At 72.1% G+C, this 21,804-nt stretch carries 25 protein-coding genes and 1 tRNA gene; 20 read left to right on the top strand and 6 right to left on the bottom strand.

All coding sequences use genetic code 11. The features are described from left to right. Window positions 1-22 precede the first annotated feature (22 nt). The 3 genes from GI374_RS11515 to lptF are packed head-to-tail and all read right to left on the bottom strand — an operon-like array spanning window position 23 to window position 4,535. Entirely contained in the window at window positions 23-2,314 is a 2,292-nt protein-coding gene (locus tag GI374_RS11515) for an LPS-assembly protein LptD (RefSeq protein WP_154337206.1), read from the bottom strand. Then, window positions 2,311-3,411 carry an LPS export ABC transporter permease LptG gene (gene lptG, locus GI374_RS11510; RefSeq protein ID WP_370515298.1) on the bottom strand — a complete coding sequence of 367 codons (1,101 nt, stop codon included), beginning with the start codon at window positions 3,409-3,411 and terminating at the stop codon, window positions 2,311-2,313. Before lptG ends, GI374_RS11515 begins: the two co-directional genes overlap by 4 nt. Further along, complete coding sequence (lptF, locus tag GI374_RS11505; RefSeq protein ID WP_370515297.1) at window positions 3,408-4,535, bottom strand: LPS export ABC transporter permease LptF; 1,128 nt, start codon at window positions 4,533-4,535, stop codon at window positions 3,408-3,410. Before lptF ends, lptG begins: the two co-directional genes overlap by 4 nt. A 143-nt stretch (window positions 4,536-4,678) precedes the next feature. On the opposite strand from lptF, the gene GI374_RS11500 reads away from it, so the two are divergent. Together GI374_RS11500 and GI374_RS11495 are read left to right on the top strand one after the other, a co-directional pair. Then, window positions 4,679-6,298, top strand: coding sequence for a leucyl aminopeptidase (locus tag GI374_RS11500; RefSeq protein ID WP_154337205.1), 1,620 nt, complete (start codon window positions 4,679-4,681; stop codon window positions 6,296-6,298). Continuing rightward, window positions 6,298-6,750 carry a DNA polymerase III subunit chi gene (locus tag GI374_RS11495; RefSeq protein WP_154337204.1) on the top strand — a complete coding sequence of 151 codons (453 nt, stop codon included), beginning with the start codon at window positions 6,298-6,300 and terminating at the stop codon, window positions 6,748-6,750. The genes GI374_RS11500 and GI374_RS11495 overlap by 1 nt, the downstream gene beginning before the upstream one ends. A 6-nt stretch (window positions 6,751-6,756) precedes the next feature. On the opposite strand, the gene GI374_RS11490 is transcribed toward GI374_RS11495, so the two are convergent. After that, window positions 6,757-7,332, bottom strand: a complete 576-nt coding sequence (locus tag GI374_RS11490; protein ID WP_154337203.1) for a TIGR02281 family clan AA aspartic protease — start codon at window positions 7,330-7,332, stop codon at window positions 6,757-6,759. A gap of 150 nt (window positions 7,333-7,482) precedes the next feature. Here GI374_RS11490 and GI374_RS11485 point away from each other — a divergent pair, with 150 nt between their 5' ends. From GI374_RS11485 to GI374_RS11470, 4 genes are read left to right on the top strand one after another with little or no spacing between them, the layout of a single operon-like run. After that, window positions 7,483-7,749: a twin-arginine translocase TatA/TatE family subunit gene (locus tag GI374_RS11485; protein ID WP_154337202.1), complete on the top strand. Its 267-nt coding sequence runs from the start codon at window positions 7,483-7,485 to the stop codon at window positions 7,747-7,749. 32 nt (window positions 7,750-7,781) lie between these two features. Next, window positions 7,782-8,279, top strand: a complete 498-nt coding sequence (gene tatB, locus GI374_RS11480; RefSeq protein ID WP_154337201.1) for a Sec-independent protein translocase protein TatB — start codon at window positions 7,782-7,784, stop codon at window positions 8,277-8,279. A 9-nt stretch (window positions 8,280-8,288) separates the two neighbouring features. Next, window positions 8,289-9,179, top strand: a complete 891-nt coding sequence (tatC, locus tag GI374_RS11475; protein WP_154337255.1) for a twin-arginine translocase subunit TatC — start codon at window positions 8,289-8,291, stop codon at window positions 9,177-9,179. Window positions 9,180-9,184: 5 nt separating this feature from the next. Then, entirely contained in the window at window positions 9,185-10,051 is an 867-nt protein-coding gene (locus tag GI374_RS11470) for an ATP-binding protein (RefSeq protein WP_154337200.1), read from the top strand. 5 nt (window positions 10,052-10,056) lie between these two features. Here GI374_RS11470 and GI374_RS11465 read toward each other — a convergent pair whose 3' ends face one another. Next, a complete protein-coding gene (locus tag GI374_RS11465) occupies window positions 10,057-11,139 on the bottom strand; it encodes a FliM/FliN family flagellar motor C-terminal domain-containing protein (RefSeq protein ID WP_154337199.1) in 1,083 nt (360 codons plus the stop codon). A 151-nt stretch (window positions 11,140-11,290) separates the two neighbouring features. Here GI374_RS11465 and infA point away from each other — a divergent pair, with 151 nt between their 5' ends. From infA to GI374_RS11435, 6 genes are all read left to right on the top strand, one after another. After that, the gene (gene infA / locus GI374_RS11460; protein ID WP_036716789.1) at window positions 11,291-11,509 is read left to right on the top strand and encodes a translation initiation factor IF-1; all 219 of its coding nucleotides are present in this window, start codon (window positions 11,291-11,293) and stop codon (window positions 11,507-11,509) included. Continuing rightward, on the top strand, window positions 11,506-12,081 hold the full coding sequence (locus GI374_RS11455; RefSeq protein ID WP_370515296.1) for a nucleoside triphosphate pyrophosphatase: 576 nt from the start codon (window positions 11,506-11,508) through the stop codon (window positions 12,079-12,081). The genes infA and GI374_RS11455 overlap by 4 nt, the downstream gene beginning before the upstream one ends. Then, window positions 12,078-13,142: a ribonuclease E/G gene (locus GI374_RS11450; RefSeq protein WP_154337198.1), complete on the top strand. Its 1,065-nt coding sequence runs from the start codon at window positions 12,078-12,080 to the stop codon at window positions 13,140-13,142. Before GI374_RS11455 ends, GI374_RS11450 begins: the two co-directional genes overlap by 4 nt. After that, the gene (locus tag GI374_RS19225; protein ID WP_370515295.1) at window positions 13,139-13,318 is read left to right on the top strand and encodes a DNA gyrase inhibitor YacG; all 180 of its coding nucleotides are present in this window, start codon (window positions 13,139-13,141) and stop codon (window positions 13,316-13,318) included. The genes GI374_RS11450 and GI374_RS19225 overlap by 4 nt, the downstream gene beginning before the upstream one ends. A 66-nt stretch (window positions 13,319-13,384) precedes the next feature. Continuing rightward, window positions 13,385-13,460 (top strand) — tRNA-Phe (locus GI374_RS11440). 100 nt (window positions 13,461-13,560) lie between these two features. Continuing rightward, window positions 13,561-14,493 carry a 3-hydroxyacyl-CoA dehydrogenase NAD-binding domain-containing protein gene (locus GI374_RS11435; RefSeq protein ID WP_154337197.1) on the top strand — a complete coding sequence of 311 codons (933 nt, stop codon included), beginning with the start codon at window positions 13,561-13,563 and terminating at the stop codon, window positions 14,491-14,493. Between the two features lie 6 nt (window positions 14,494-14,499). Here the strand turns inward: GI374_RS11435 and GI374_RS11430 are convergent, their stop codons facing one another. Further along, window positions 14,500-15,777 (bottom strand): ArgE/DapE family deacylase, encoded by a 1,278-nt coding sequence (locus tag GI374_RS11430; protein WP_370515294.1) that lies wholly within the window; start codon window positions 15,775-15,777, stop codon window positions 14,500-14,502. Window positions 15,778-15,971: 194 nt separating this feature from the next. On the opposite strand from GI374_RS11430, the gene GI374_RS11425 reads away from it, so the two are divergent. The 8 genes from GI374_RS11425 (at window position 15,972) to rplQ (ending at window position 21,663) form a co-directional block, all read left to right on the top strand. Further along, on the top strand, window positions 15,972-16,163 hold the full coding sequence (locus GI374_RS11425) for a hypothetical protein (RefSeq protein WP_154337196.1): 192 nt from the start codon (window positions 15,972-15,974) through the stop codon (window positions 16,161-16,163). Window positions 16,164-16,205: 42 nt separating this feature from the next. After that, window positions 16,206-17,330 carry an FAD-binding oxidoreductase gene (locus GI374_RS11420; RefSeq protein ID WP_154337195.1) on the top strand — a complete coding sequence of 375 codons (1,125 nt, stop codon included), beginning with the start codon at window positions 16,206-16,208 and terminating at the stop codon, window positions 17,328-17,330. Between the two features lie 2 nt (window positions 17,331-17,332). Then, the gene (locus tag GI374_RS11415) at window positions 17,333-17,629 is read left to right on the top strand and encodes a (2Fe-2S)-binding protein (RefSeq protein WP_154337194.1); all 297 of its coding nucleotides are present in this window, start codon (window positions 17,333-17,335) and stop codon (window positions 17,627-17,629) included. Next, window positions 17,626-19,023, top strand: coding sequence for an NAD(P)/FAD-dependent oxidoreductase (locus GI374_RS11410; protein ID WP_370515293.1), 1,398 nt, complete (start codon window positions 17,626-17,628; stop codon window positions 19,021-19,023). The genes GI374_RS11415 and GI374_RS11410 overlap by 4 nt, the downstream gene beginning before the upstream one ends. A gap of 175 nt (window positions 19,024-19,198) precedes the next feature. Continuing rightward, the gene (rpsM, locus tag GI374_RS11405) at window positions 19,199-19,567 is read left to right on the top strand and encodes a 30S ribosomal protein S13 (protein ID WP_370515292.1); all 369 of its coding nucleotides are present in this window, start codon (window positions 19,199-19,201) and stop codon (window positions 19,565-19,567) included. Window positions 19,568-19,579: 12 nt separating this feature from the next. Continuing rightward, window positions 19,580-19,969, top strand: coding sequence for a 30S ribosomal protein S11 (gene rpsK, locus GI374_RS11400; protein ID WP_154337193.1), 390 nt, complete (start codon window positions 19,580-19,582; stop codon window positions 19,967-19,969). Between the two features lie 112 nt (window positions 19,970-20,081). Next, the gene (locus GI374_RS11395) at window positions 20,082-21,098 is read left to right on the top strand and encodes a DNA-directed RNA polymerase subunit alpha (RefSeq protein WP_154337192.1); all 1,017 of its coding nucleotides are present in this window, start codon (window positions 20,082-20,084) and stop codon (window positions 21,096-21,098) included. A 142-nt stretch (window positions 21,099-21,240) separates the two neighbouring features. Further along, window positions 21,241-21,663: a 50S ribosomal protein L17 gene (gene rplQ, locus GI374_RS11390; protein WP_154337191.1), complete on the top strand. Its 423-nt coding sequence runs from the start codon at window positions 21,241-21,243 to the stop codon at window positions 21,661-21,663. The last annotated feature ends 141 nt before the right edge of the window (window positions 21,664-21,804 follow it).

The following is a 21,804-nucleotide window of genomic DNA, read 5'->3' as shown; positions in this document are numbered from 1 at the left end:
TCGTCACTCGGCGGCGGCGAGCCTAGCGCATGCAGGAGCGCCGCGCCACCGTGCCCGGCAGGTCCGAAGCGCGGCCGAAGCCGCCGAGACGGACCGAGAAATCGAACGAGGTGTCGGGCTCGTCCCGCCCCTCGCCCGCCCAGTCGCGGCTGAGCGCGCCCGCGACGGTGATGCATTCGTTGCGGTAGGTGACGCCGAGCGCCGCGCTCTCCGGGCGGCCGAGGACGAGGTCGTAGCGCGTGTCGGCCTCGGCCCACCATCCGGGCGCGACCTGCCAGCCGGCGTCGAAGGCGATTTGGTGGCGCTCGGCCGTCCCGGCGGACGCGTCCACGAAGCCGTAGCCGGCCGAGAGCTGGATGTCCGGGCGCAGGATGCCGAGGCGGGCATCGGCGCGGCTGACCTCGCCGCCGTCGGCGAAGAGGGCGCGGCCCACCGCGGCGAGGCCCTGCGGGTGCTGCCAGTTCGCGGCGAGGAGCCAGTCGGAGCGCCGTCCCTCGAACGGCGTTCCGGCGAGGTCCGGGTCGTCCTCGTCGCGCCAGACCCGCCCCGCCATCGCGCCGAAGGCAGTCCCGTCAGCGAGGGTTCGCGTCCAGGTCAGGCCGAGTGCCGCGCGCAGGCCGGTCTCGCGCCGGTCGCGGCCGGGCAGGCGGTCGAGGGCGTAGAGGTTGCCCTCGTCCAGCTCGGCGCTGCGGCTGTCCTCGTTGGGGATGCCCTCGTCGTCCTCGTCCCGGCGCGGCGACCAGGCGATCTGCGCCACCGGCTCCAGCACGTCCACCGCGCCCGCGCCCGCACGGAGCAAGGGCCAGCGAAGCTCCACCGCGACGGTCGGGACCACGCGGCTCGCCTCGGCCCGGATCGTGCTGTCGTCCTCCACCCGCCACAGGTCGGCATCGAGCCGCGTGTCGATGCGGCCCAGCACGCCGCCGGGCAGCACCGCGCTGCGCTGCCAGCCGCCCCAGGCGGAGAGGCGGGCCACGTCACGGCCGAGCACGTCGAGGTCCGACGGCCGGCGATGGGCATGGGCCTGCCAGCCCAGTTCCACCGTGCCGCCGATCCCCGGCGCCTGCCAGCGGCGGATCCACGCGGCATCCAGCACCTCGGTCGGCAGCAGCGCCTGCACCTCGCCCTCGCGCAGCGTACGGTAGGCCCCCGCGCGCAGGCCGATCAGCTCGCCCTCGCGCACCCGCTCGAGGGTCACGCCGGTCCACAGCCGGTCGGCATCCGAGATGCCGTAGTCGTCAAGGTAGTCGCGGTCGGACACCCATTGCTGCTGCAGGCCGAGGTTGAAGCCGCTGGAGAGTGCGAATTGCGCCGCGCCGAAGCTCATGCCGCGGGTCTCGCCCTCGCGGATGTCGTCGCGGCTGACCGCGCCCTGCCATTCGAGCGCGCCGTTGGTGAAGGCCTGCCGGTAGCGCGCCTCGAGCGTGAGGGTGCGGCCGGTGGCGAGGTAGGGGGTCAGCGTCAGGTCGGCGCTGTCGCCGAAGGTCAGGAAATAGGGCGCCTTGACCCCGACGCCGAGTTCGGAGGTCGTCCGCAGGGTCGGGCGCAGGAGGCCCGACATGCGCTCGACGGTCGGACCGGGGGCGGTGATGCGGCCGGGCAGGCTGAGGATCGGAACGCCGAAGGCACGGAATTGCGGCTGCTCGAAGGTCAAGCGGCGCGTGTCCTGATCGTGGGTGATGCGGCGGGCGCGGATCTCCCAGAGCGGCGTCGGGCTGGCCGCGCAGACGCGGCAGGAGGACGCCACGACGCGGTCGAGGACGGTCACGCGGCCCTCGTCCAGCACGCGCACCTCGTCCGCCGCCAGTTGCAGCTCGCGCGCCAGCACCAGCCGGGCGCCGCGCATGAGGCCCTGGCGCAGATCGCCGTCGAGCTCGGCCGCCTCGGCCACTAGCACGCCCTCGCGGTCGGTGCCGCGGTCGCCGGGGCGGGTGAGATGGATCGGCCCCTCGATGTAGAGGCGGTCGGCCTCGCCGTCGTAGATCACGCGCGGGGCGATGAGGCGGGTGCCCTGATACCAGACGACGACGCCACCGGAGGCCTCGAGGCGGCGGTTGCCGCTGAGCGTGACCATGTCGGCGAGCAGCGTGGCCTCGGTGCCGTCCTCCACCGGGGCGGCGGGGGTCGCCTCGATGACCTGCGAGGCCGGCGCGGCCGGGACCACGACCGCCTCGGTGCCGTCGGCGCGGGTGCCGGGAAGCAGCGCGCCGTCGGTCGGCGCGAGCGCGGGTTGCGCCAAGGCGCCTGCGGGCAGGGCGAGCGCCACGAGCAGCGCGGCCAGCCTCCCGCCCCATCGCCTCCGCGCGCCCCTCATCCGTCCTCCAGCCGCAAGAGCCGCCCGAGCGCCAGCAGCGTCCCGGCCGCCGGCGGCACCCAGGCGGCGAGCGCCGGGGGAATGTCGCCGTTGTCGCCCAGAACCTGCGCGAAATGGCGCAGGAAGAACAGCCCCAGACCGGCGGCGAAGGCGGCGAGGATCAGCCCGCCGGTGCGCTGGCCGCGGACGTGGTGCATGGTGAAGGCCGCCGCGATCAGCACCATCGCCGCCAGCAGCGCCGGGCGGGCGAGTTCTGTGTGCAGCCAGACCCGGTGCCGCTGGGCCGAGAAGCCCGCGCGCTCCATCCCCGCGATGAACTGCGGCAGCTGCCAGATCGGCACCGCCTCGGGGGCGCCGAAGGCGTCGCGGATGCGCTCGGCGGTGAGGTCGGAGGGCAACTCCAGCGTCGGTGCAGTGGTGGCGACCGCCTCGGGGTTCGGCTGGGCGAGCGGCCACACCTTCACGTCGGCGAGTTGCCAAGCGCCGGGGACCAGCCGCGCCTCGCGCGCGATGAGGCGGCGCAGCGGCCCGGCCTGCGCGTCGAAGACGAGGAAGGTGGCGTCGTAGAGCGTGGTGGCGTCGCGCGAGGCGCGCTCGGCCCGGATCACCACTTGCCCGCCGCCGTCGCCCAGGGCCTGCCGGAGCCACAGCGAGTCCTCGGCCACGCTGACGGTCTGCGCGCGGCCCCGGTCGAGGGCGTCGGCCGCATCGCCATAGCGCTGCACGGTCGCGGCGACGATCGGGTTGAGGAACGCCACGGCCAGCAGCCCGACCAGCACCGCCACCGCCGAGGGCGCGGCGAGGAAACGCAGCGCCGAACGGCCCGAGGCCCGGATCGCCACCAGCTCGGAGCTGCGCGAGAGGGCCAGGAACATGCCCATGCCTGCCAGCAGCACGATCAGCGGCAGGATCGTATAGAAGGTCCCCGGCACCAGCAGGGCCGAGAGCGCCGCCGCCCCGCCGAGGCCCACGCCCGCGCCACCGAAGCGGCGCACCTGCTCGACCAGCTCGACGAAGAACAGGATGGCGACGAAGCCGATGCCCACCGTCAGCAGCATCCGCGCGAAGCGCCGGGCGATGTAGCGCGAGAGGATCACCCGCGGGCCTCCCTTGGTCGACGCCTCGGGGCGGAGGCAAGCCACAGCACGGCAGCGCAGGCGGCGGCGCCGATCAGCGCGGGCAGATAGACCACCGGCCACAGCGACGGATCGCCTTCGGCGGCGTTCTCGGCCGCGGTGCTGGCGAATTGCAGCGCGATCAGCGCCAGCACCGACAGCACCACCTGCCGCCCGACGCCGAAGCGGCTGTAGCCGCCGACCAGCAGCAGCGCGAAACCGAGGACCGCCGCTACCGGCGACAGCAGCGGTTGGGCGAGCCGCAGATGCGCCTCGAGGCGGGCGCGCGCGGGCGTCTCGCCGGTCGCCTCCAGCAGCGCCGCGTCGGGCGCCAGCAGCCGATGCGTGGCGTAGTCGCGCAGGTCGGTGCCGGTCCGGCGCCCGCCGCCGATCAGGTCGCCGATGTCGAAGGTGAGGTCGCGGAAGCGCGTGACCGCCAGTCGCTCGGCCCCGTTCGCGCTGGGCCGCGCCTCCTGGGCCATGCCGCTGGCCATGACCAGCACCGGCCCGCGGTCCGAAGGCACGATCCGCGCCTCGTCGGCGGTGTAGGTGAGCCGCCGCACAGGATCGCGCGAATCGTCGAACAACAGGTCGTGCATGGTGCCGTCCGCGCCGATCTCGCGGATGAAGAGGGTGACGCCCCGGCTCGGGAACTGGAAGCTGCCGGCGCGCAGGAAGCGGGCGGCGACATCTTCGGCCACCGCGTCCTGCCGGGCGCTGAGGCGGGCGCGGGCCGAGGGCACGAGGCCGTGGACGAGGATCGCCACCATCAGCGCCACCATTAGTCCGAAGACCAGCACCGGCCGCGCCAGCCGCCAGGGCGACATCCCCGCCGCCTGCATGGCCACGAGTTCGCTCTCGCCCGCGAGGCGGTTGGTGCCGTAGGCGGCGGCGGTGAAGGCCGCGACCGGCAGGACGAGCGCAATGACATGGGGCAGCGTCAGCGCCGTGAACTCCAGCACCACGAGCGCGGTCTGGCCGTCGGCGATCAGCTGCTCGAAGAGGGCCACGGCCCGGTTGAGCCAGTAGACCGACACCAGCACCAGCGCGAAGAAGCCGAACAGCGCGGTCATCTGCGACAGGATGTAGCGATCGATGCGCGGCACGCGCGGGCCTCCGGCTCGGGCTCGAACACCCCTCTAACCCGCAGGCGGGCCGGGCGGATAGTCCCCAGGCCGCGGGCGGCGCTGGCCTTGGCGCCGGGGCGCCGCTAGTGTCGCGGCCCGAAACGCAGCCAGCCGAGGCCCCGATGACCCACCCCGTCGAGATCAGCTTCACCGACAGCCTGCCGGACGATCTCAGGGAGCGCGGCGGCCGCCTCGCGTTCCTGATCGAGGGCGAGCGCGGCGCCCCCCGCGGCCTGCCGGGCCTCGCCCGCGCCGCGGTCATGCGCGCGATCGCCTCGCCCGCCTTCGCCAAGCTGAAGCCCGGCGAGGCGATGGAACTCGCCTTCCCGGCGGGGATGGCGGCCGATGCGATCCAGCTCGTCTCGCTGCCGCGGGACGCCGATGTGGCGGCGGCGCGCAAGGCCGGAGGCCAGATCGGGGGGCGCATGGCCAAGGGGCAGGTCACGGTCTTCGCCGGCCGCCACCGCCGCGCCGCCGATGTGGCACTGGGCATCGCGCTGCGGGGTTATGACTTCTCGGCCTACAAGTCCGCGCCGGACGGCGTCGGGGCCGACGCTCCGACCGAGATGATGCCGCAGGCGGTCTCGGCTCAGGGCCAGCCGGACAGCGCCCGCCTCGACGACGCGCAGGCGCCCGTCATCGGCGAGCCGCCCGCCGATACCCCGGCCGAGGCGCCGAAGCCCGAGCGCGCCTCCGTCACCTTCGTCGCCGCCGATCCCGAGGCGCTCGCTCGCTCGGCCCGCGATGCGGCGGCGGTGGCCGAGGGCGTGTTCTTCACCCGCGACCTCGTCAACGAACCTGCCAACGTGCTGACCACCAGCGACTTCGCCGACCGGCTGAAGGCGATGGAGACGCTGGGCCTCGAGGTGGAGGTGCTGGAGGAGGACGAGCTCGAGCGCCTCGGCATGCGCGCGCTGCTGGGCGTCGGGCAGGGGTCGGAGAGCCCGACCAAGGTCGTCGTCATGCGCTGGCAGGGCGGCGGCGAGGAGGCGCCGCTGGCGCTGGTCGGCAAGGGCGTCGTCTTCGACACCGGCGGCATTTCGATCAAGCCCGCGGCGGGCATGGAGGAGATGACGATGGACATGGGCGGCGCGGGGGTCGTCGCCGGAGTCATGCGGACGCTGGCGCTGCGCAAGGCCAAGGCCAACGTGGTCGGCCTCGTCGGCCTGGTCGAGAACATGCCCGACGGTCGCGCCCAGCGTCCCGGCGACATCGTGCGCTCGATGAAGGGCGACACGATCGAGGTCAACAACACCGACGCCGAGGGCCGCCTCGTGCTGGCCGATGTCCTCTGGTACGCGCAGGAGCGGTTCAAGCCCTCCGCGGTGATCGACCTCGCGACGCTGACGGGGGCGATCATCATCGCGCTCGGCCATGACAAGGCGGGCGTCTTCGTCAACGACGACGGCCTGGCCAAGGCGCTGCTGGCTGCCGCGGACGCCGAAGGCGAGGGCGCCTGGCGGATGCCGCTGGCGCCGTCCTATGACGAGCTCATCAAGTCGCGGCTGGCGGATGTGAAGAACACCGGCGGGCGGCCGGCGGGGTCGATCACGGCGGCGCAGTTCCTGCAGCGCTTCATCCGCAAGGGCACGCCCTGGGCGCATATCGACATCGCCGGTGTCGCCCTGCCGCCGGGCGAGACGCCGCTTGCGCCCAAGGGCGCCTCGGGCTGGGGGGTGATGACGCTCGACCGGCTGGTGCGCGACCGCTACGAGCGCCGGGAGGACGCGCAGAAGGGCTGATGGGCGCGGCGCTCTTCTACCACCTGACCCGCTCGCCGGCCGAATCGCTGGTGCCGGTCCTGATCGAGAAGTCCCTCGCGCAGGGCTGGCGGGTCGAGCTGCGCGGCACCGATACCGCGCGCCTCGCCCGCCACGATGACCTCCTTTGGACGCGCGAGGGCTTCCTGCCGCATGGCCGCGCCGGCGGGCCGCATGACGCGCGCCAGCCGGTGCTGCTGACGCTGGCGGGCGAGGGGCCGGCGGCGAACGCGCCCGCCTGCCTGATCGCGCTCGACGGCGCGCCCGTGGAGGCGGCGGAATGCGAGCGACTGGAGCGCACCTGCATCCTCTTCGACGGCGCCGATCCCGCGGCGCTTGACGTGGCGCGGGGCCAGTGGCGCAGTCTCACCGCGGCCGGGGTCACGGCGGAATACTGGAGCGATGCGGATGGCGGCTGGGCCCGGCAGCGGTGACGCCGCCTAACGCTCCAGCACCAGCATGCCGCCCTCGAAGCTCACCCGCGCGAAGCGGCTGAGGAACGACATGCCCATCAACGAGCGGTCAAGCTCGCCCCCGATCACCATCGCCGGCACGTCATGGTCGGTGACGCCGCCGAGGCTGACCGAATCGAGCCGCACCGGCGCGGTGCCGACGATCCCGTTCGCGGTCCGCGCCTGCGAGGTATAGGCCAGCCGGTCCGGGTCGATGCCCACGCGCCGCGCGTCGCGCTGCCGCAGCGCCAGCATCGTGGCGCCGGTGTCCACGACGAAACGGACGGGAACGCCGTTCACCTCCGCGGTCAAATGCGCGTGACCGGAGGGGTCCAGCGGCACCTCGATCCGCCCGCCCTCGAGCACTCGCGCTTCGGGCGCGACGCTCTGCCGCACGTCCTGCCAGAGCCCCCCCGCGGCGATCACGCCGACGAAGATCAGCCCCCATGCAAGCGCCTGACGCAGCGCCTGTCCGCCGCGGCCGCGAAACTCCACGATCAGGAAGCCGCCGATCGCCGCCAGCAGCAGCGCGAGGTAGAGAAACCGGCCGATCTGGTCCTGCATGCCGCTCCCCCGCCTGCGCCGCCCGGTTTCTAGCCCGATCACCGCCGCGACACCAACCCGCGACGGGCCTTTGCATTCGACCCGCAACGCTCTAGATGTGTCAGGCCGGAAGGGGCGGGGGCACCTGCCCCGATTCAGGGAGTGGAGTTCATGCTCAACAACATCGGCCTCCCCGGCCTGTTGCTCATCGCGGTCGTGGTGCTGGTGCTTTTCGGCCGCGGCAAGGTCAGTTCGCTGATGGGCGAGGTCGGCAAGGGCATCACCGCCTTCAAGCGCGGCGTGAATGACGGCGCGGCGGAATACGACCGCGAGGTCGCCGAGGGGACGCGCACCACCGAGACCAAGGTCATCAGCGCCTCCGACGCCGAGGCCCGCGCCCGCGACGTCACGCCCGCGGCCGAGCGCGACCGCGTCTGAGCGCGGACCGCTGACAGGCTGAAAGGCGCGCCATGTTTGACGTCGGCTGGAGCGAGTTGCTGCTGATCGGCGTCGTGGCGCTGATCGTGATCGGCCCCGAGGATCTGCCGCGCATGTTCCACACGCTCGGCCGGATGACCGCGAAGGCGCGGTCGATGGCGCGCGAGTTCAACTCGGCGATGGAGGACGCGGCCCGCCAGAGCGGCATCAAGGAGGCGACCGACGACCTCAAGGGCATGCGGAACCTGACCTCGAAGAAGGCCCTCGGCCTCGACGCGCTCGACCGGGCGGTGGACAAGTTCGAGAAATGGGATCCGAAGCTGCCCACCGCCAAGACCGTCGGCATGAAGCCCGACCCGGCGGCTCCGGGCAAGACGCCGGTGCCGCCGGCTGCGGCTCCCGCTGCTGCCGCGCCCGGGACCGGGGTGGCCGCCGCAGCGCCCTCGGCGGCGGTGGCGCCCGAGCCGGGCGAGGCCGCACCCGGCAAGCGCCAGCTCAAGGCGGTGCGCCGCTCCGATCTGCAGGGATAGCCCGTGAACATGGCCACTCCGCCGCCGCGCCCGGACGATATCGACGAAAGCTCCGCGCCGCTGATCGAGCATCTGAAGGAGCTGCGCACGCGGCTCATCTGGTCGGCGCTCGCCTTCGTCGTGGCCATGGTGATCTGCTTCACCATCTGGAACCCGATCTTCAACTTCCTCACCCGGCCGATCTGCTCGGCCCTCGAGCAACGCGGCCAGGACTGCGGCCTGATCCTGCTGAAGCTGCAGGAGGGGTTCTTCGTCGCCATCCAGATCTCGTTCCTGGGCGGCTTCGTCCTCAGCTTTCCGATCATCGGCTACCAGCTGTGGCGCTTCGTGGCGCCGGGCCTCTACCGCTCCGAGCGCAACGCGTTCCTGCCCTTCCTGGTCGCCTCGCCGGTGATGTTCCTGCTTGGCGCGGCCTTCGCCTATTACATCATCCTGCCGATGGCCTATGACTTCTTCCTCGGTTTCCAGCAGGGTCCGCTGCAACTGCCCGACGACCCCGACCTGGCGGTCACGCCCGAGAGCGCGGACCTCGCCGGGATCGTGTTCCAGGGCTCGGTCAGCGAGTATCTGGGGCTGACGGTCCGCTTCATCATGGCCTTCGGCATGTCCTTCCAGCTGCCGGTGCTGCTGACGCTGATGGGCAAGGCGGGGCTGATCTCGGCCGACAGCCTCGCGGGCATTCGCCGCTACGCCATCGTCGGCATCCTGGTGCTGGCGGCGGTCGTGACGCCGCCCGACGTGGTGTCGCAGATCGTCCTCTTCGCGGTTATCTACAGCCTCTACGAGGTGTCGATCTGGCTGGTCCGCCGGATCGAGAAACGCCGCGAGGCGGAGCTGCGGGCACAGGGCCTCTGGATCGAGGACGACGAGGGCAGCGACGCAGCGGAGCCGCGCGGATGAATGACATGAACCCACGCCCCGCCGCGCCAACGGCCGAAGCGGCCCTCGGCCGGATGGCCGACGCGCTCGAGCGCCTGGCGCCGCCGCCCGCGCCCGCGCCCGACTTCGACGCCGCGGACGCCTTCATCTGGCACCCCGATCCCGACCGGCTGGAGCCGGTGGCGCAGGTGGCGCGGGTGGAGATCGAGCGCCTCGTCGGCATCGACCGCGCGCGCGACACGCTCGTCGCGAACACGCTGCAGTTCGCGCGCGGACACGCCGCCAACAACGCCCTCCTCTGGGGCGCGCGGGGGATGGGCAAGTCGTCGCTGGTCAAGGCGGTGCATGCCGAGGCGCGGGCCGAGGGGCTGCCGCTCACGCTGGTCGAGATCGCGCGCGACGACCTCTCGTCGGTGGCGCGGCTGCTGAAGATGCTGGGCGAGGTGCCGGAGCGGCGCTTCCTGCTCTTCTGCGACGACCTCAGCTTCGTGGCCGAGGACGCGCAGTACAAGTCGCTGAAGGCGGTGCTCGACGGCGGCATCGCCGGGCGGCCGGCGAACGTGGTCCTCTATGCGACCTCGAACCGCCGCCACCTGATGCCGCGCGAGATGATCGACAACGAGCGCGCGACCGCGATCCACGGCGGCGAGGCGGTGGAGGAGAAGGTCTCGCTCTCGGACCGCTTCGGTCTGTGGCTGGGCTTCCACCCCTGCAGCCAGGACGAATACCTGGCGATGATCCGCGGCTACTGCGCCGCCGCCGGGCTGGATTTGCCCGAGGAGCAGATCCGGGCCGAGGCGATCGAATGGCAGGCGACGCGCGGCGCGCGCTCCGGGCGGGTCGCGTGGCAGTTCTTCACCGACCTCGCGGGACGCCGCGGGCTGGCGGTCTGAAGCCGTCACGGGGCGGCCGCCGGCAGGGTGTCGTCGGCGGAATCCTCCGGCCGAGGCCAGGCCGAAGCGGCCGCCGTCATGGTCTCCTGTCGAAAGGCATCGGGCAGACCAAGATCGGCGATGGGAGGCTCGGCGGGCTGCGGCCCGGCGCCTCCTGCGTCCTCACGCCCGTGCAGGCGGACCGCATAGGCGCCGTCATTCTCGCCCAGCCGCCCGCGGGCGACGGTCTGCCCCGTCGCGGTCTCGAGCGTCACCTCGCCGAGGGCGGCGCGAGGCAGCGTCAGAGTCGCGCCGGGGGCGAGCTGGCGCAACTCGCGCAGGGTGACGCTGCGGCGGCACAGGACCGCAGTCAGGGGAACGGGGGCGGCGGCAACGGCGGCTGCAAGGGTCCGTCGCGGCCGCTTCGGCGGATTGACGGGCGCGGGGGCGGCAGCAGGTTCGGCCAGCTTGCGTCCCACGGCGTCCGGGCCGGGCAGCGCGATGAACACCCGCGCCTCGCGCCGCCCGCCCGGCCCGAGACGCAGCCGGGCGTCGATGGCGCGAAACCCGACCTCCTCCAGCATCAGCGGCAGCGGGCGGGGATCGTCCAGATGACTGGCATAGCGGTAGCCCTCGAGGCCCGCGCCGAAGGGCAGCGCGGCGGTCGCGGCGGCGATCTCGGCCAGGGCCTGGTTGACGAAGCCCGCGGCGATGGCCGCGTCGGTGCGCGTCGGACGCCGCGCCGCCGGGGCCTGTGCGGCGAGGCGGCCCATGGCCTGCATCTCGATCAGCGCCGCCACGGCCAGCGGGCAGAGGGCGACCACGCCCAAAGCCTCGCCCGGTCCCTCCACCACGGCCAGCAGCCCGCCCTCGGGCAGCGTTTCGGCGATCTCCGCGAGGCTCAGCCCCTGCAGCCGGATTCGCTCGGCATAGAGCGCGAGACCATGGGTCCGTTCGGCCGCGCGGGCGAGCGCGCCCGCCACCGCCCGTTCGAGCGAGGGGGGCGGCGGCGGGGGCACCGCCACCCCGCCCGCAGGCGCAACCGGCGCGGCGCGGGGCTTCAGCAATCCGCGCAGCACGCCCCCCGCCATGTCGCGTCCCCTGTCCATCATCGCCCGAATCGCCGCGCTTCCTTTCGGACGCTAGCCCCGCACCCCTTTCCAAATCGCTAACGGCCCGGTGACGCTTGAAATCCGACCCGTTCGCGCGCATCTACCATCAGCCCGCACCGTCCCCGCGGGCGGATTCAGCGGAGTGATCATGGCCAAGGAAGAGATGCTCGAATTCCCCGGCGTCGTGAAGGAACTCCTGCCCAACGCGACGTTCAAGGTCGAGCTCGAAAACGGCCACGAGATCATCGCGCATATGGCAGGCAAGATGCGCAAGAACCGCATCCGGGTTCTTGCCGGCGACAAGGTGCAGGTCGAGATGAACACCTACGACCTCACCAAGGGGCGCATCAACTACCGCTTCAAGTGACTGATACCGCACCGCGCCTGGTGCTGGCCTCAGCGAGTCCGCGGCGGCTGGAGCTGCTGGCGCAGCTGGGTCTGGTGCCGGATGAGGTCCGCCCGGCCGATATCGACGAGACGCCCCGCAGGGATGAGCCGGTGCGCGCCTATGCGCGGCGCATGGCGGCCGGGAAGGCCGAGGCCGCCGCCCGCGAGGGCGAGGTGGTGCTGGCCGCCGACACGGTCGTCTCCGCCGGCCGCCGGATCCTCGGCAAGCCCGAATCGCCCGACGAGGCCGCGGCCTTCCTGCGCCTCCTCTCCGGCCGCCGTCACCGGGTCGGCACCGCGGTCGCCGTCGCGGCAGGCGGGCGCATCGCGTTGAAACTGGTCGAGACCGTGGTCCGCTTCCGCCCCCTCCGCCCGGCCGAGATCGACGCCTACGTTACCAGCGGCGAGTGGCGCGGCAAGGCCGGCGGCTACGGCATCCAGGGCCGCGCAGCGGCTTTCGCGCCGTGGCTGCAGGGCTCGTGGAGCGGCGTCGTCGGCCTGCCGCTGGCCGAGACGGCCGCGCTGCTCGCCGCCGCCGGGGTGCGGGCATGAAGGGGCGGCAGGTCGTCCTCGGCCGCCTCTGGGGCCGCGAGGCGGCGGCGCTGATGGTGGACGGGCGGCTTGAGGACCTGATCCTCGACCCCGGCGCGCTGACGCCCTTCGCCCCCGGCGCGATCCTGCGCGGGCGGGTGGACCGGCTGGTGAAGGGGCAGGGCGGCGTGTTCCTGCGCCTGCCGGACGGCGCCCGCGGCTTCCTGCGCGACGTGCGCGGCGTGTCCGAGGGGCAGCCGCTGGTCGTGCAGGTCGCGGGCGTCGCCGAGGCGGGCAAGGCGCTGCCGGTCACGCGCCGGCTGCTCGTCCGCGGGCGGCATGTGATCGCCACGCCCGCCGCGCCGGGCGTCAATGTCTCGCGCAGCCTGCGCGACGAGGACCGCCGCGCCGAACTGACGGCGCTCGGCGAGGCCGCGCTGACCGGGGCGCCGGAAGATCTGGGGTTGATCCTGAGGACCGCCGCCGCTGCCGCAGACGACGCCGAAATCGCGGCCGAGGCGGCTGAACTGGTGGCCCTCGCCACCGCCCTTGCGACTGACACGTCCGGCCCGGCGGAGCTTCTGCTCGACGCGCCCGGCCCGTGGGAAGCGGCCTGGCGCGACTGGGCCGAGCCGCCGCCGGACGACGTGCTGGAAGGCTCCGACGCCTTCGTGGCGAGCGGCGCCGAGGATGCCGTGGCCGCGCTCCTCGGCCCCGATGTCGCGCTGTCCGCCGGAGCCTCCGCCGCCATCGAGCCGACCCGCGCCCTCGTGGCCATCGACGTCAACACCGGCCCCGACACCAGCCCCGCCGCCGGGCTGAAAGCCAACATCGCGCTCGCCCGCGACCTGCCGCGGCAGTTGCGGCTGCGGGGCCTCGGCGGGCAGGTGGTGATCGATTTCGCGCCGATCCCCAAGCGGGACCGCGGCACACTGGATCAGGTGCTGCGCGCGGCGTTCCGCGGCGACGGCGGCGCCACGACGCTCGCCGGCTGGACCGCCCTCGGCCTCTACGAGATCAGCCGCAAGCGCGAGCGCGTGCCGCTCGCCCGCCTCGCCGCCGCCGCGGAGGCCGCGTCGTGACGCAGGCCAGATGCCCGATCTGCGGCAAGCCCGCGCTGCAGGAGTTCCGCCCCTTCTGCTCCAAGCGCTGCGCGGATGTGGACCTCGCCCGCTGGCTGCGCGGCGACTATCGCATCCCCGGCGAGCCGGCCGAGGACAGCCCCCCGCCCGACGCGCCCTGCGGCGAGGACGAATAGCACTGGACAGCCGCGCCCGCCGCCGCTAATCACGCCCGCACCCCGGCCCGCAGAGGGCCGACCGGGGCCCGGATAGCTCAGTTGGTAGAGCAGCGGATTGAAAATCCGCGTGTCGGCGGTTCAAATCCGTCTCCGGGCACCATCCTTTCCGAATGGTCTTGCAGGTTCAAGGGCGCCGGGCTTCTCTGCCGGAAGCCTTGCAGCGGCCGCAGCCGCGCTGCCCCTCCAGCCGGGATGACCTGATGACCGACCTTGCGAATACCGCCGTTCTCGGCGCCGGAGTGATCGGAAGCAGCTGGGCTGCGCTGTTTCTGGCCGCGGGGCGCAATGTCGCGGTCTTCGACCCCGCCGACGGGGCCGAGGCCGCGGTGCGGGCCTATGTGGACGAGGCCTGGCCGACGCTGGCCGAGCTTGGCCTGATCCGCGACGGCGCACCGGGCGCGCTCCGGTTCTGCGCCACCGCGGCCGAGGCGGTCGGCGGCGCGGATTTCGTGCAGGAGAGCGTCCCCGAGCGCATCGCCCTCAAGCACGCCCTCTATGCCGAGATCGAGCCGCGGCTGAAGCCCGGAGCGATCGTCGCCTCCTCCGCCTCCGGCCTCACGCTGACCGAGATGCAGGGCGGCTGGGCCGACCCCGCGCGCTTCGTCCTCGGGCACCCTTTCAACCCGCCGCACCTGATCCCGCTGGTGGAGGTGATGGGCAACGACCGCACCGGCGAGGGCGTGGTGGAGGCGGCGGAGGCCTTCTACCGCGCCATCGGCAAGGTCACGATCCGCGTCGGCCGCGAGGTGCCGGGCCATGTGGCAAACCGCCTGCAGGCGGCGCTGTGGCGCGAGGCGATCCATCTCGTCGAGACCGGGGTGGCGACGGTCGAGGACGTGGACACCGCCGTCTGGGCCGGGCCGGGCCTGCGCTGGGCGGCCATGGGGCCGACCATGCTGTTTCACCTCGGCGCCGGGCAGGGCGGCCTGGCCGAGTTCTGCGCGCGTTACGAGGACAGCTTCAACACCTGGTGGCGCGATCTCGGGCAGCCGTTCTTGAACGACGAGATCGCCCGCAAGATGGTCGCGGGCGTCGAGGCGGAGGCGGGGGGCGGGAGCCCGGCGGCGCTCTCGGCGAAGCGGGACGCGATCATCACGGCGATGCTGAAGGCCGGGATGGCGGCGCGGGGCTGACCCGCGTCAGACGGCCTCGGTCCCGCACCACTCGGCGATGAAGAGCGCCATGGCCTGCGTGATCCAGCGCAGGGATTGCAGGCTGACCCATTCGTCGAAGCCGTGGATGTTGCGCGACACCGGCCCGTAGCAGAGCGCCGGGATGCGGTTGTAAAGCGCATAGACGCGGGCATCGAGGTAGCCGGGCGTGGTGAAGCTCTGCAGCGGCTCGCCGAAGGCGGTCTTGTGGGCCGTCGCCAGCACGGCTTCGGCCTCGGAGCCGGGCTCGAGATGATAGCCCTCGGAATTGAAGCCGTTCAGCGTGATCCGCGGCGGGTTCTGGGCGAGGAAAGGGTCGTGGCGGGCGAAGGCTGCGATATGGCGCTCGATCTCGGCCAGCTTCTCCTGCGCCTTCTGCCCCGGATAGATCGAGACGCGGGTCTGGAACCGGCACCAGGCCGGAACCGAGGAGCCCCAGTCGCCGCCCCGGATCAGCCCGATGTTCATGTTGATCGGATGGTCCATGTCCTCGAATCCGCGATGCTGCACCTTCTCGGCGTTCCACCGCGCCTCGACCTCGCGCAGCGCGCCGATGACGCGATACGCGGCGTCAATGGCGTTGGCGCCCTCGCCCATCTCGCGGACATGGACGGGGATGCCACGGACCTCGACCTCGAACCAGAGCACGCCGACATTGGCGCGGACGAGCATGTTCTCCTCCGGCTCGGGGATCAGGACCGCATCGGCGGTGTAGCCGCGCAGGAAGGTTTGCAAGGCGCCGTTGCCGGTCGATTCCTCCTCGACCACGGATTGCAGATACACCGTCGCCGCCGGCTGCAAGCCGATGCGCCGCAGCGCCTCGAGCGCGAAGACATTGGCTGCCGCGCCCGCCTTCATATCGCCCGCGCCGCGGCCATACATGCGGTCGCCCACGACCTCGCCGCCATAGGGGTCATGCTCCCACATGTCGCGCGGACCCGTGGGCACCACGTCCACGTGATGCTGGAGGATGAGCGAGCGGCCCTTCTCGTCGCGCGGATGGTGGATGCCGACGACGATCGGCGCGCGGGAATGGTCGGCCGAGAACGGGGCGCCGCCCTCATGGGCTGCGAGCGCCGCCTCGTCCATGTCGAAGCGGTCCATCCTCAAGCCGCGCGCGGCGTAGTCTTCATAGAGGAAATCCTGGATCGCGAACTCCTCGCCGCGCTGCGAGGCGAAGCCCACGAGCTGGCGGGTGTAGGCGATCTGCGCGTCGAAACCCTCGTCGACGGAACGCATGATGGCGGCGCGAAGCTCGGCGTCCACGGTCGTCCTCCTCGTTTTCCCTGCCGGAGAAGGGACGATGGCGCCGGTGGTGTCGAGGGGCGAAAAGACACACCGATCACGTTGACTCACGTTTTTGTCGAACCGAAGCGCGACAAATCGGGTTTGATCTCAGGCACGCGTCAGAAAACGTCGAACCGGGCGCAGGCTGTTGTCATCGAGTAAGGATCAGTACCATGTTGAAGTCGCGCCAGGATGTCTCCACCCTCGACAAGACTGACGGCGGAGGGGCGGCGCTCAACCCGTTCTGCGCGCTGGGCCCGCCGGGCACGCCGCTGCGCATGATGTTTGCGCCGTTCGAGGTCGCCACCTTCCTGCCCGCCTACGCGATCGACACGTTCCACGGCCGCAGGTCGGGGCGCCGCTGACCACCGGCTTGACGCGACCTTGGCCGCGGTGGACGGTCGGGCATGAGGCGCGATTATGACGTGGCGGTGATCGGCGGCGGACTGCTCGGCTCGGCCATCGCCTGGGGGCTGGGAAGGCTGGACGCGCGGGTCTGCGTTCTCGACGAGGGCGACATCGCGCGGCGCGCCTCGCGCGCCAATTTCGCGCTGGTCTGGGTGCAGGGGAAAGGGCTGGGGTTCCCGGCCTATGCGGACTGGACCGTTGAGGGCGCCGGGCGCTGGCCCGAGCTTGCGGAGGCGCTGCGGTACCAGACCGGCCTCGACCTGTGCTACGAAAGGCCCGGCGGGTTCCACATGGCCCTGAGCGAGCGCGAGATGGAGGCGCGCGCGGCGGTGGCCTCGCGCATGGCGGCGCAGGGCGCGGCGGCCGGGATCGAGTTGCTGGGCCGCGACGAATTGCGGCGTCTGATGCCGCAGATCGGACCGGACGTCGTGGGTGCGAGCTACTGCCCGATGGACGGGCATGTGAACTCGCTTCGCACCTTCCGCGCCTTCCATGAGGGGATGCGCGGCTTGGGCGTGGATTACCGGGCCGAGGCCCCGGTGGAGGCGATCGAAGCCCGGCCCGGCGGCGGCTTCGAGCTGCGGACGCCTGCCGGCGAGATGGGGGCGGCGCGGGTGGTCCTCGCGGCCGGCAACGCCAACGAGCGCCTCGCACGGCAGGTCGGGCTCCACGCGCCGATGCTGCCGACGCGCGGGCAGATCATCGTGACCGAGCGCACCGGGCGCTTCCTCGATCATCTCGTGATGACCATCCGCCAGACCGACGAGGGCTCGATCATGATCGGCGACAGCAAGGAGGAGGTGCTGGAGGATGCCGAGACCACCCTCCGCGTCGGCGCCGTGATCGCCGACCGGGCGCGGCGGATCTTCCCGGCGCTCGCGCGGCTCAACGTGGTGCGGACCTGGTCGGGCATCCGGGTGATGACCCGCGACGGCTTCCCGATCTACGACGAGTCCACCAGCCACCCCGGCGCCTTCGTGGCCTGCTGCCACTCGGGCGTGACCCTCGCCGCGCAGCATGCCTTCGTCCTCGCGCCGATGATCCTTGCGGGCCGCCTCGACGCCCGCGCCGCCCCCTTCTCGGCCCGCCGCTTCGCCGACGCGCCCGCCACACTGGCGGCCTGAGCATGTTCCGCCGCGCCATGGCCGACCCGCGCCCCGAGGTCGGCATCACCATCGACGGCGCGGCCGTCAGGGCCCGCGAGGGCGACACGGTGGCCGCGGCGCTGCTCGCCTCCGGGCGCGACGTGCGGCGGCGGACGGCGGTCTCGGGCGCGGCGCGGCTGCCCTTTTGCATGATGGGCGTCTGCTTCGACTGCCTGGTGAGCATCGACGGGGTCGGCAACCGGCAGGGCTGCCTGATCGCGGTGCGCGAGGGGATGCGGGTCGAGGTGCAGCGCGGGGCGCGCCAGGTGGGGCGGTGAGCCCGCCCCATGAGAGCTACGATGTGGTCGTCGTCGGCGCCGGACCGGCCGGCATCGCCGCGGCGACCGTGGCGGCCGAGGGCGGCGCGCGGACCCTGCTGCTGGACGAAAATCCCGGTCCCGGAGGGCAGGTCTGGCGCGCGATCGACAGCACGCCGCTGCGGGACGAGGCGCTGCTGGGGGCCGATTACTGGGCCGGGCGGCGCGAGGTCGAGCGGCTGCGAGCGAGCCCCGCCGAAGTGATCCACCGCGCCACGGTCTGGTCGCTCGACCGCCATCTGGAGATCGCCGTGTCGGTCGGCGGCGGCTCGGCGGTGCTGCAGGCGCGGCGCGTGATCCTCGCCACCGGCGCGATGGAGCGGCCGTTTCCGATCCCCGGCTGGACGCTGCCGGGCGTGATGACCGCGGGGGCGGCACAGGGGCTGCTGAAGGGTTCGGGGCTGGTGCCGGATGTGCCGACCGTTCTGGCGGGGCAGGGGCCGCTCCTCTGGTTGCTCGCGGCGCAGATCCTGCGCGCGGGCGGGCGGATCGAGCGCATCCTCGAGACCACGCCGCGGCTGACGGCGGCGGCGCTGCGCCATGCGCCGGGGTTCGTGCTCTCGCCCTATTTCCGCAAGGGGCTGGCGCTGATGCGCGAGGTGCGGGGGAGCGTGCCGGTCGTGCGAGTCACCGCGCTCGAGGCGCTCGGGGCGGATCGTCTCGAGGCCGTGCGATATGAGGCTGGCGGACGGCACGAGGAGTTCGCCGCCGGGCTGCTCCTGCTGCATCAGGGCGTGGTGCCGGAGGTCAACCTCGCCATGGCCGCGGGGGTGCGGCATGGTTGGGACGAGGCGCAGCTCTGCTGGCGGCCGGAGACGGACGCGGACGGTCAGACAAGCGTGCCGGGGATCGCCATCGCGGGCGACGGGGCCGGGATCGGCGGGGCCGGGGCGGCGACGCTGGCCGGGCGGATCGCGGGCCATGCGGCGCTGACCGCGCTCGGGCGCGACACGGACGCCGCGGCCCTCGCCGCCGCCCGCCGCGGCCTCCGGCGCGCGCTGCGCGGCCGGGCCTTCCTCGACCGCCTCTACCGCCCACCCGACCGCTTCCGCATCCCGGCGGGGGACACCATCGTCTGCCGTTGCGAGGAGGTGCGCGCCCGCGACGTGCTGCGCGCCGTCGAGATCGGGGCGGCGGGGCCGAACCAGGCCAAGGCCTATCTGCGCGCCGGGATGGGCCCGTGCCAGGGCCGCCTCTGCGGCCTCACCGTGACGGAGCTGATCGCCCGGGCCCGCGGCCGCACGCCGCAGCAGATCGGCCATTACCGCTTGCGTCCGCCGGTGAAGCCGATCACGCTGGAGGAACTGGCGAACCTGCCAGCCGACGACGAGGCCCGCGCCGCGGTGGTCCGCTGACCCTTGGCGCCCGGGCTTGACGCTCCCCACCCCGACCTATACGTCGCAGTATCTCGCAAGAGAATCACCCCGTCACGGGGTCGTCGTCAATGGCCCGGAGGCGCGTGTCTTCGGGTCATCGGTTGTGAAAAAAGGTTCCGGCACTACGGAACCGCAACGAAAAGGAAGAGACAGCGTGGCTCGTATCGCCGGCGTCAACATCCCCACGGGCAAGCGCGTCCCCATCGCGCTGACCTATATCCACGGAATCGGCGCCCACAACGCCGAGCAGATCGTCCAGGCCGTCGGCATCGATCCGACCCGCCGCGTGAACGAGCTCTCGGACGCCGAAGTGCTGCAGATCCGCGAGTTCATCGACGCGAACCTGACGGTCGAGGGCGACCTGCGCCGCGACACGCAGATGAACATCAAGCGGCTGATGGACCTCGGCTCCTACCGTGGCCTGCGCCATCGCCGCGGCCTGCCGGTGCGCGGTCAGCGGACCCACACCAATGCCCGCACCCGCAAGGGCCCGGCCAAGCCGATCGCCGGCAAGAAGAAGTAAGGGGCAAGGCAGATGGCACGCGACAAGACGCGCATGAAGCGCAAGGAGCGCAAGAACATCGCCACCGGCGTGGCGCATGTGAACAGCAGCTTCAACAACACCAAGATCCTGATCTCGGACGTGCAGGGCAACGCGATCTCGTGGTCGTCGGCCGGCACCATGGGCTTCAAGGGTTCGCGCAAATCGACCCCCTACGCCGCGCAGATGGCCGCCGAGGACGCCGGCCGCAAGGCGCAGGAGCACGGCATGCGCACCATCGAGGTCGAGGTCCAGGGCCCCGGCTCGGGCCGCGAATCGGCGCTCCGGGCGCTGGCCGCGGTCGGCTTCAACATCACCGCGATCCGCGACGTGACGCCGATCGCGCATAACGGCGTCCGCCCGCCCAAGCGCCGGCGCGTCTGACCCGTTCTCGCCTTTGCCGGATCGCGCCTGCCCGCGCGGTCCGGTCCACGCATTTTTTCCTCGGGCGTTTCCGGTCGCTGGACATGGGCCGGAAACAGGAATGGAGGGACGCATGATCCACAGGAACTGGGCCGAGCTCATCAAGCCCGGCCAGCTCGATATTCGTCCGGGCGCCGACGCCAGCCGCACCGCCACCGTCATCGCCGAGCCGCTGGAGCGGGGCTTCGGCCTGACCCTCGGCAACGCGCTGCGCCGGGTGCTGATGTCGTCGCTGCAGGGCGCGGCCATCACCTCGGTCCAGATCGACAACGTGCTGCACGAGTTCAGCTCGGTCGCCGGCGTCCGCGAGGACGTTACCGACATCGTGCTGAACCTCAAGGGCGTGACGCTGAAGATGGACGTGGACACGCCCAAGCGCCTGACGCTCAGCGCCAAGGGTCCGGGCGAGGTCAAGGCCGGCCAGATTCAGGAAACCGCGGGCATCACCATCCTGAACCGCGACCACCTGATCTGCCACCTCGACGAGGGGGCGGAGCTGCACATGGAACTGACCGTCCAGAACGGCAAGGGCTATGTCGCGGCCGACAAGAACCGGCCCGAGGACGCGCCGATCGGCCTGATCCCGATCGACGCCATCTTCTCGCCGGTCAAGCGCGTCAGCTACGAGGTCACGCCGACCCGCGAGGGGCAGGTGCTGGACTATGACCGCCTGACCATGCGGGTCGAGACCGATGGCAGCCTCAGCCCCGAGGACGCGGTAGCCTATGCCGCCCGCATCCTGCAGGACCAGCTGGCGGTGTTCGTCAACTTCGAGGAGCCGGAGAGCGCCCGCGCCCAGACCGCCGAGGATGGGCTGGAGTTCGATCCGCGCCTGCTGAAGAAGGTCGACGAGCTGGAGCTGTCGGTCCGCTCGGCCAACTGCCTGAAGAACGACAACATCGTGTATATCGGCGACCTGATTCAGAAGACCGAGGCCGAGATGCTGCGGACCCCGAACTTCGGCCGCAAGTCGCTGAACGAGATCAAGGAAGTGCTCTCGGGCATGGGCCTGCATCTCGGCATGGACGTGGTCGACTGGCCGCCGGAGAACATCGAGGACCTGGCCAAGCGGTTCGACGAGCAGTTCTGACGAGTTCGGCGCGCGGGGAACCGCGCGCCAACGCAGGATGCGTCCTCTGGACGCACCTGCGACCACCGGGCATCCCGCCCCAAGGAGAGCGGCGTCCACGCAGCGCCGCCAGACAAAGCATAAAACGCTATAGGAGACACCCATGCGCCACGCCCGCGGCTACCGCCGCCTCAACCGCACCCATGAGCACCGCAAGGCCCTGTTCGCGAACATGGCCGGCAGCCTGATCGAGCATGAGCAGATCAAGACGACGCTGCCCAAGGCCAAGGAACTGCGTCCGATCGTCGAGAAGCTCATCACGCTCGCCAAGCGCGGCGACCTGCACGCCCGCCGCCAGGCCGCGGCGCAGCTGAAGCAGGACCCGTATGTCGCCAAGCTCTTCGACGAGCTCGGGCCGCGCTACAAGGAGCGTCAGGGCGGCTACATCCGCATCCTGAAGGCCGGTTTCCGCTATGGCGACATGGCGCCGATGGCGATCATCGAGTTCGTGGACCGCGACCCGGAGGCCAAGGGCGCCGCCGACCGGGCCCGGCTCCAGGCCGAGGATGCCCTGGCCGAAGCCTGAGCGCTCCTATCTGATTCGTGATGATGGCCGGGCCGCGCAAGTGGTCCGGCCAAGCGTTTTCCGTGCGACCGGATGAACGATGGGCATCTTTCTATGCACTGATAAGTTGACCTCGGCTCTCTCGCCCCTCCAATAGGCGAT

The sequence above is a fragment of the Paracoccus sp. S-4012 genome, assembly GCF_009674885.1.
Lineage (GTDB): Bacteria > Pseudomonadota > Alphaproteobacteria > Rhodobacterales > Rhodobacteraceae > Paracoccus.
This window is presented reverse-complemented; position numbering and strand designations above follow the sequence as displayed.

Coding starts and splice junctions, on each gene's coding strand:
- GI374_RS11495 (WP_154337204.1), top strand. CDS start 6,298: ATGGGCGCGGCGCTCTTCTACCACCTGACCCGCTCGCCGGCCGAATCG.
- GI374_RS11415 (WP_154337194.1), top strand. CDS start 17,333: ATGTTCCGCCGCGCCATGGCCGACCCGCGCCCCGAGGTCGGCATCACC.
- GI374_RS11490 (WP_154337203.1), bottom strand. CDS start 7,332: ATGCAGGACCAGATCGGCCGGTTTCTCTACCTCGCGCTGCTGCTGGCG.
- GI374_RS11485 (WP_154337202.1), top strand. CDS start 7,483: ATGCTCAACAACATCGGCCTCCCCGGCCTGTTGCTCATCGCGGTCGTG.
- GI374_RS11450 (WP_154337198.1), top strand. CDS start 12,078: ATGAAGGGGCGGCAGGTCGTCCTCGGCCGCCTCTGGGGCCGCGAGGCG.
- GI374_RS11465 (WP_154337199.1), bottom strand. CDS start 11,139: ATGGACAGGGGACGCGACATGGCGGGGGGCGTGCTGCGCGGATTGCTG.
- GI374_RS11420 (WP_154337195.1), top strand. CDS start 16,206: ATGAGGCGCGATTATGACGTGGCGGTGATCGGCGGCGGACTGCTCGGC.
- GI374_RS11425 (WP_154337196.1), top strand. CDS start 15,972: ATGTTGAAGTCGCGCCAGGATGTCTCCACCCTCGACAAGACTGACGGC.
- rplQ (WP_154337191.1), top strand. CDS start 21,241: ATGCGCCACGCCCGCGGCTACCGCCGCCTCAACCGCACCCATGAGCAC.
- GI374_RS11470 (WP_154337200.1), top strand. CDS start 9,185: ATGAACCCACGCCCCGCCGCGCCAACGGCCGAAGCGGCCCTCGGCCGG.
- GI374_RS11500 (WP_154337205.1), top strand. CDS start 4,679: ATGACCCACCCCGTCGAGATCAGCTTCACCGACAGCCTGCCGGACGAT.
- GI374_RS11395 (WP_154337192.1), top strand. CDS start 20,082: ATGATCCACAGGAACTGGGCCGAGCTCATCAAGCCCGGCCAGCTCGAT.
- GI374_RS11435 (WP_154337197.1), top strand. CDS start 13,561: ATGACCGACCTTGCGAATACCGCCGTTCTCGGCGCCGGAGTGATCGGA.
- rpsK (WP_154337193.1), top strand. CDS start 19,580: ATGGCACGCGACAAGACGCGCATGAAGCGCAAGGAGCGCAAGAACATC.
- tatC (WP_154337255.1), top strand. CDS start 8,289: ATGGCCACTCCGCCGCCGCGCCCGGACGATATCGACGAAAGCTCCGCG.
- GI374_RS11515 (WP_154337206.1), bottom strand. CDS start 2,314: ATGAGGGGCGCGCGGAGGCGATGGGGCGGGAGGCTGGCCGCGCTGCTC.
- infA (WP_036716789.1), top strand. CDS start 11,291: ATGGCCAAGGAAGAGATGCTCGAATTCCCCGGCGTCGTGAAGGAACTC.
- tatB (WP_154337201.1), top strand. CDS start 7,782: ATGTTTGACGTCGGCTGGAGCGAGTTGCTGCTGATCGGCGTCGTGGCG.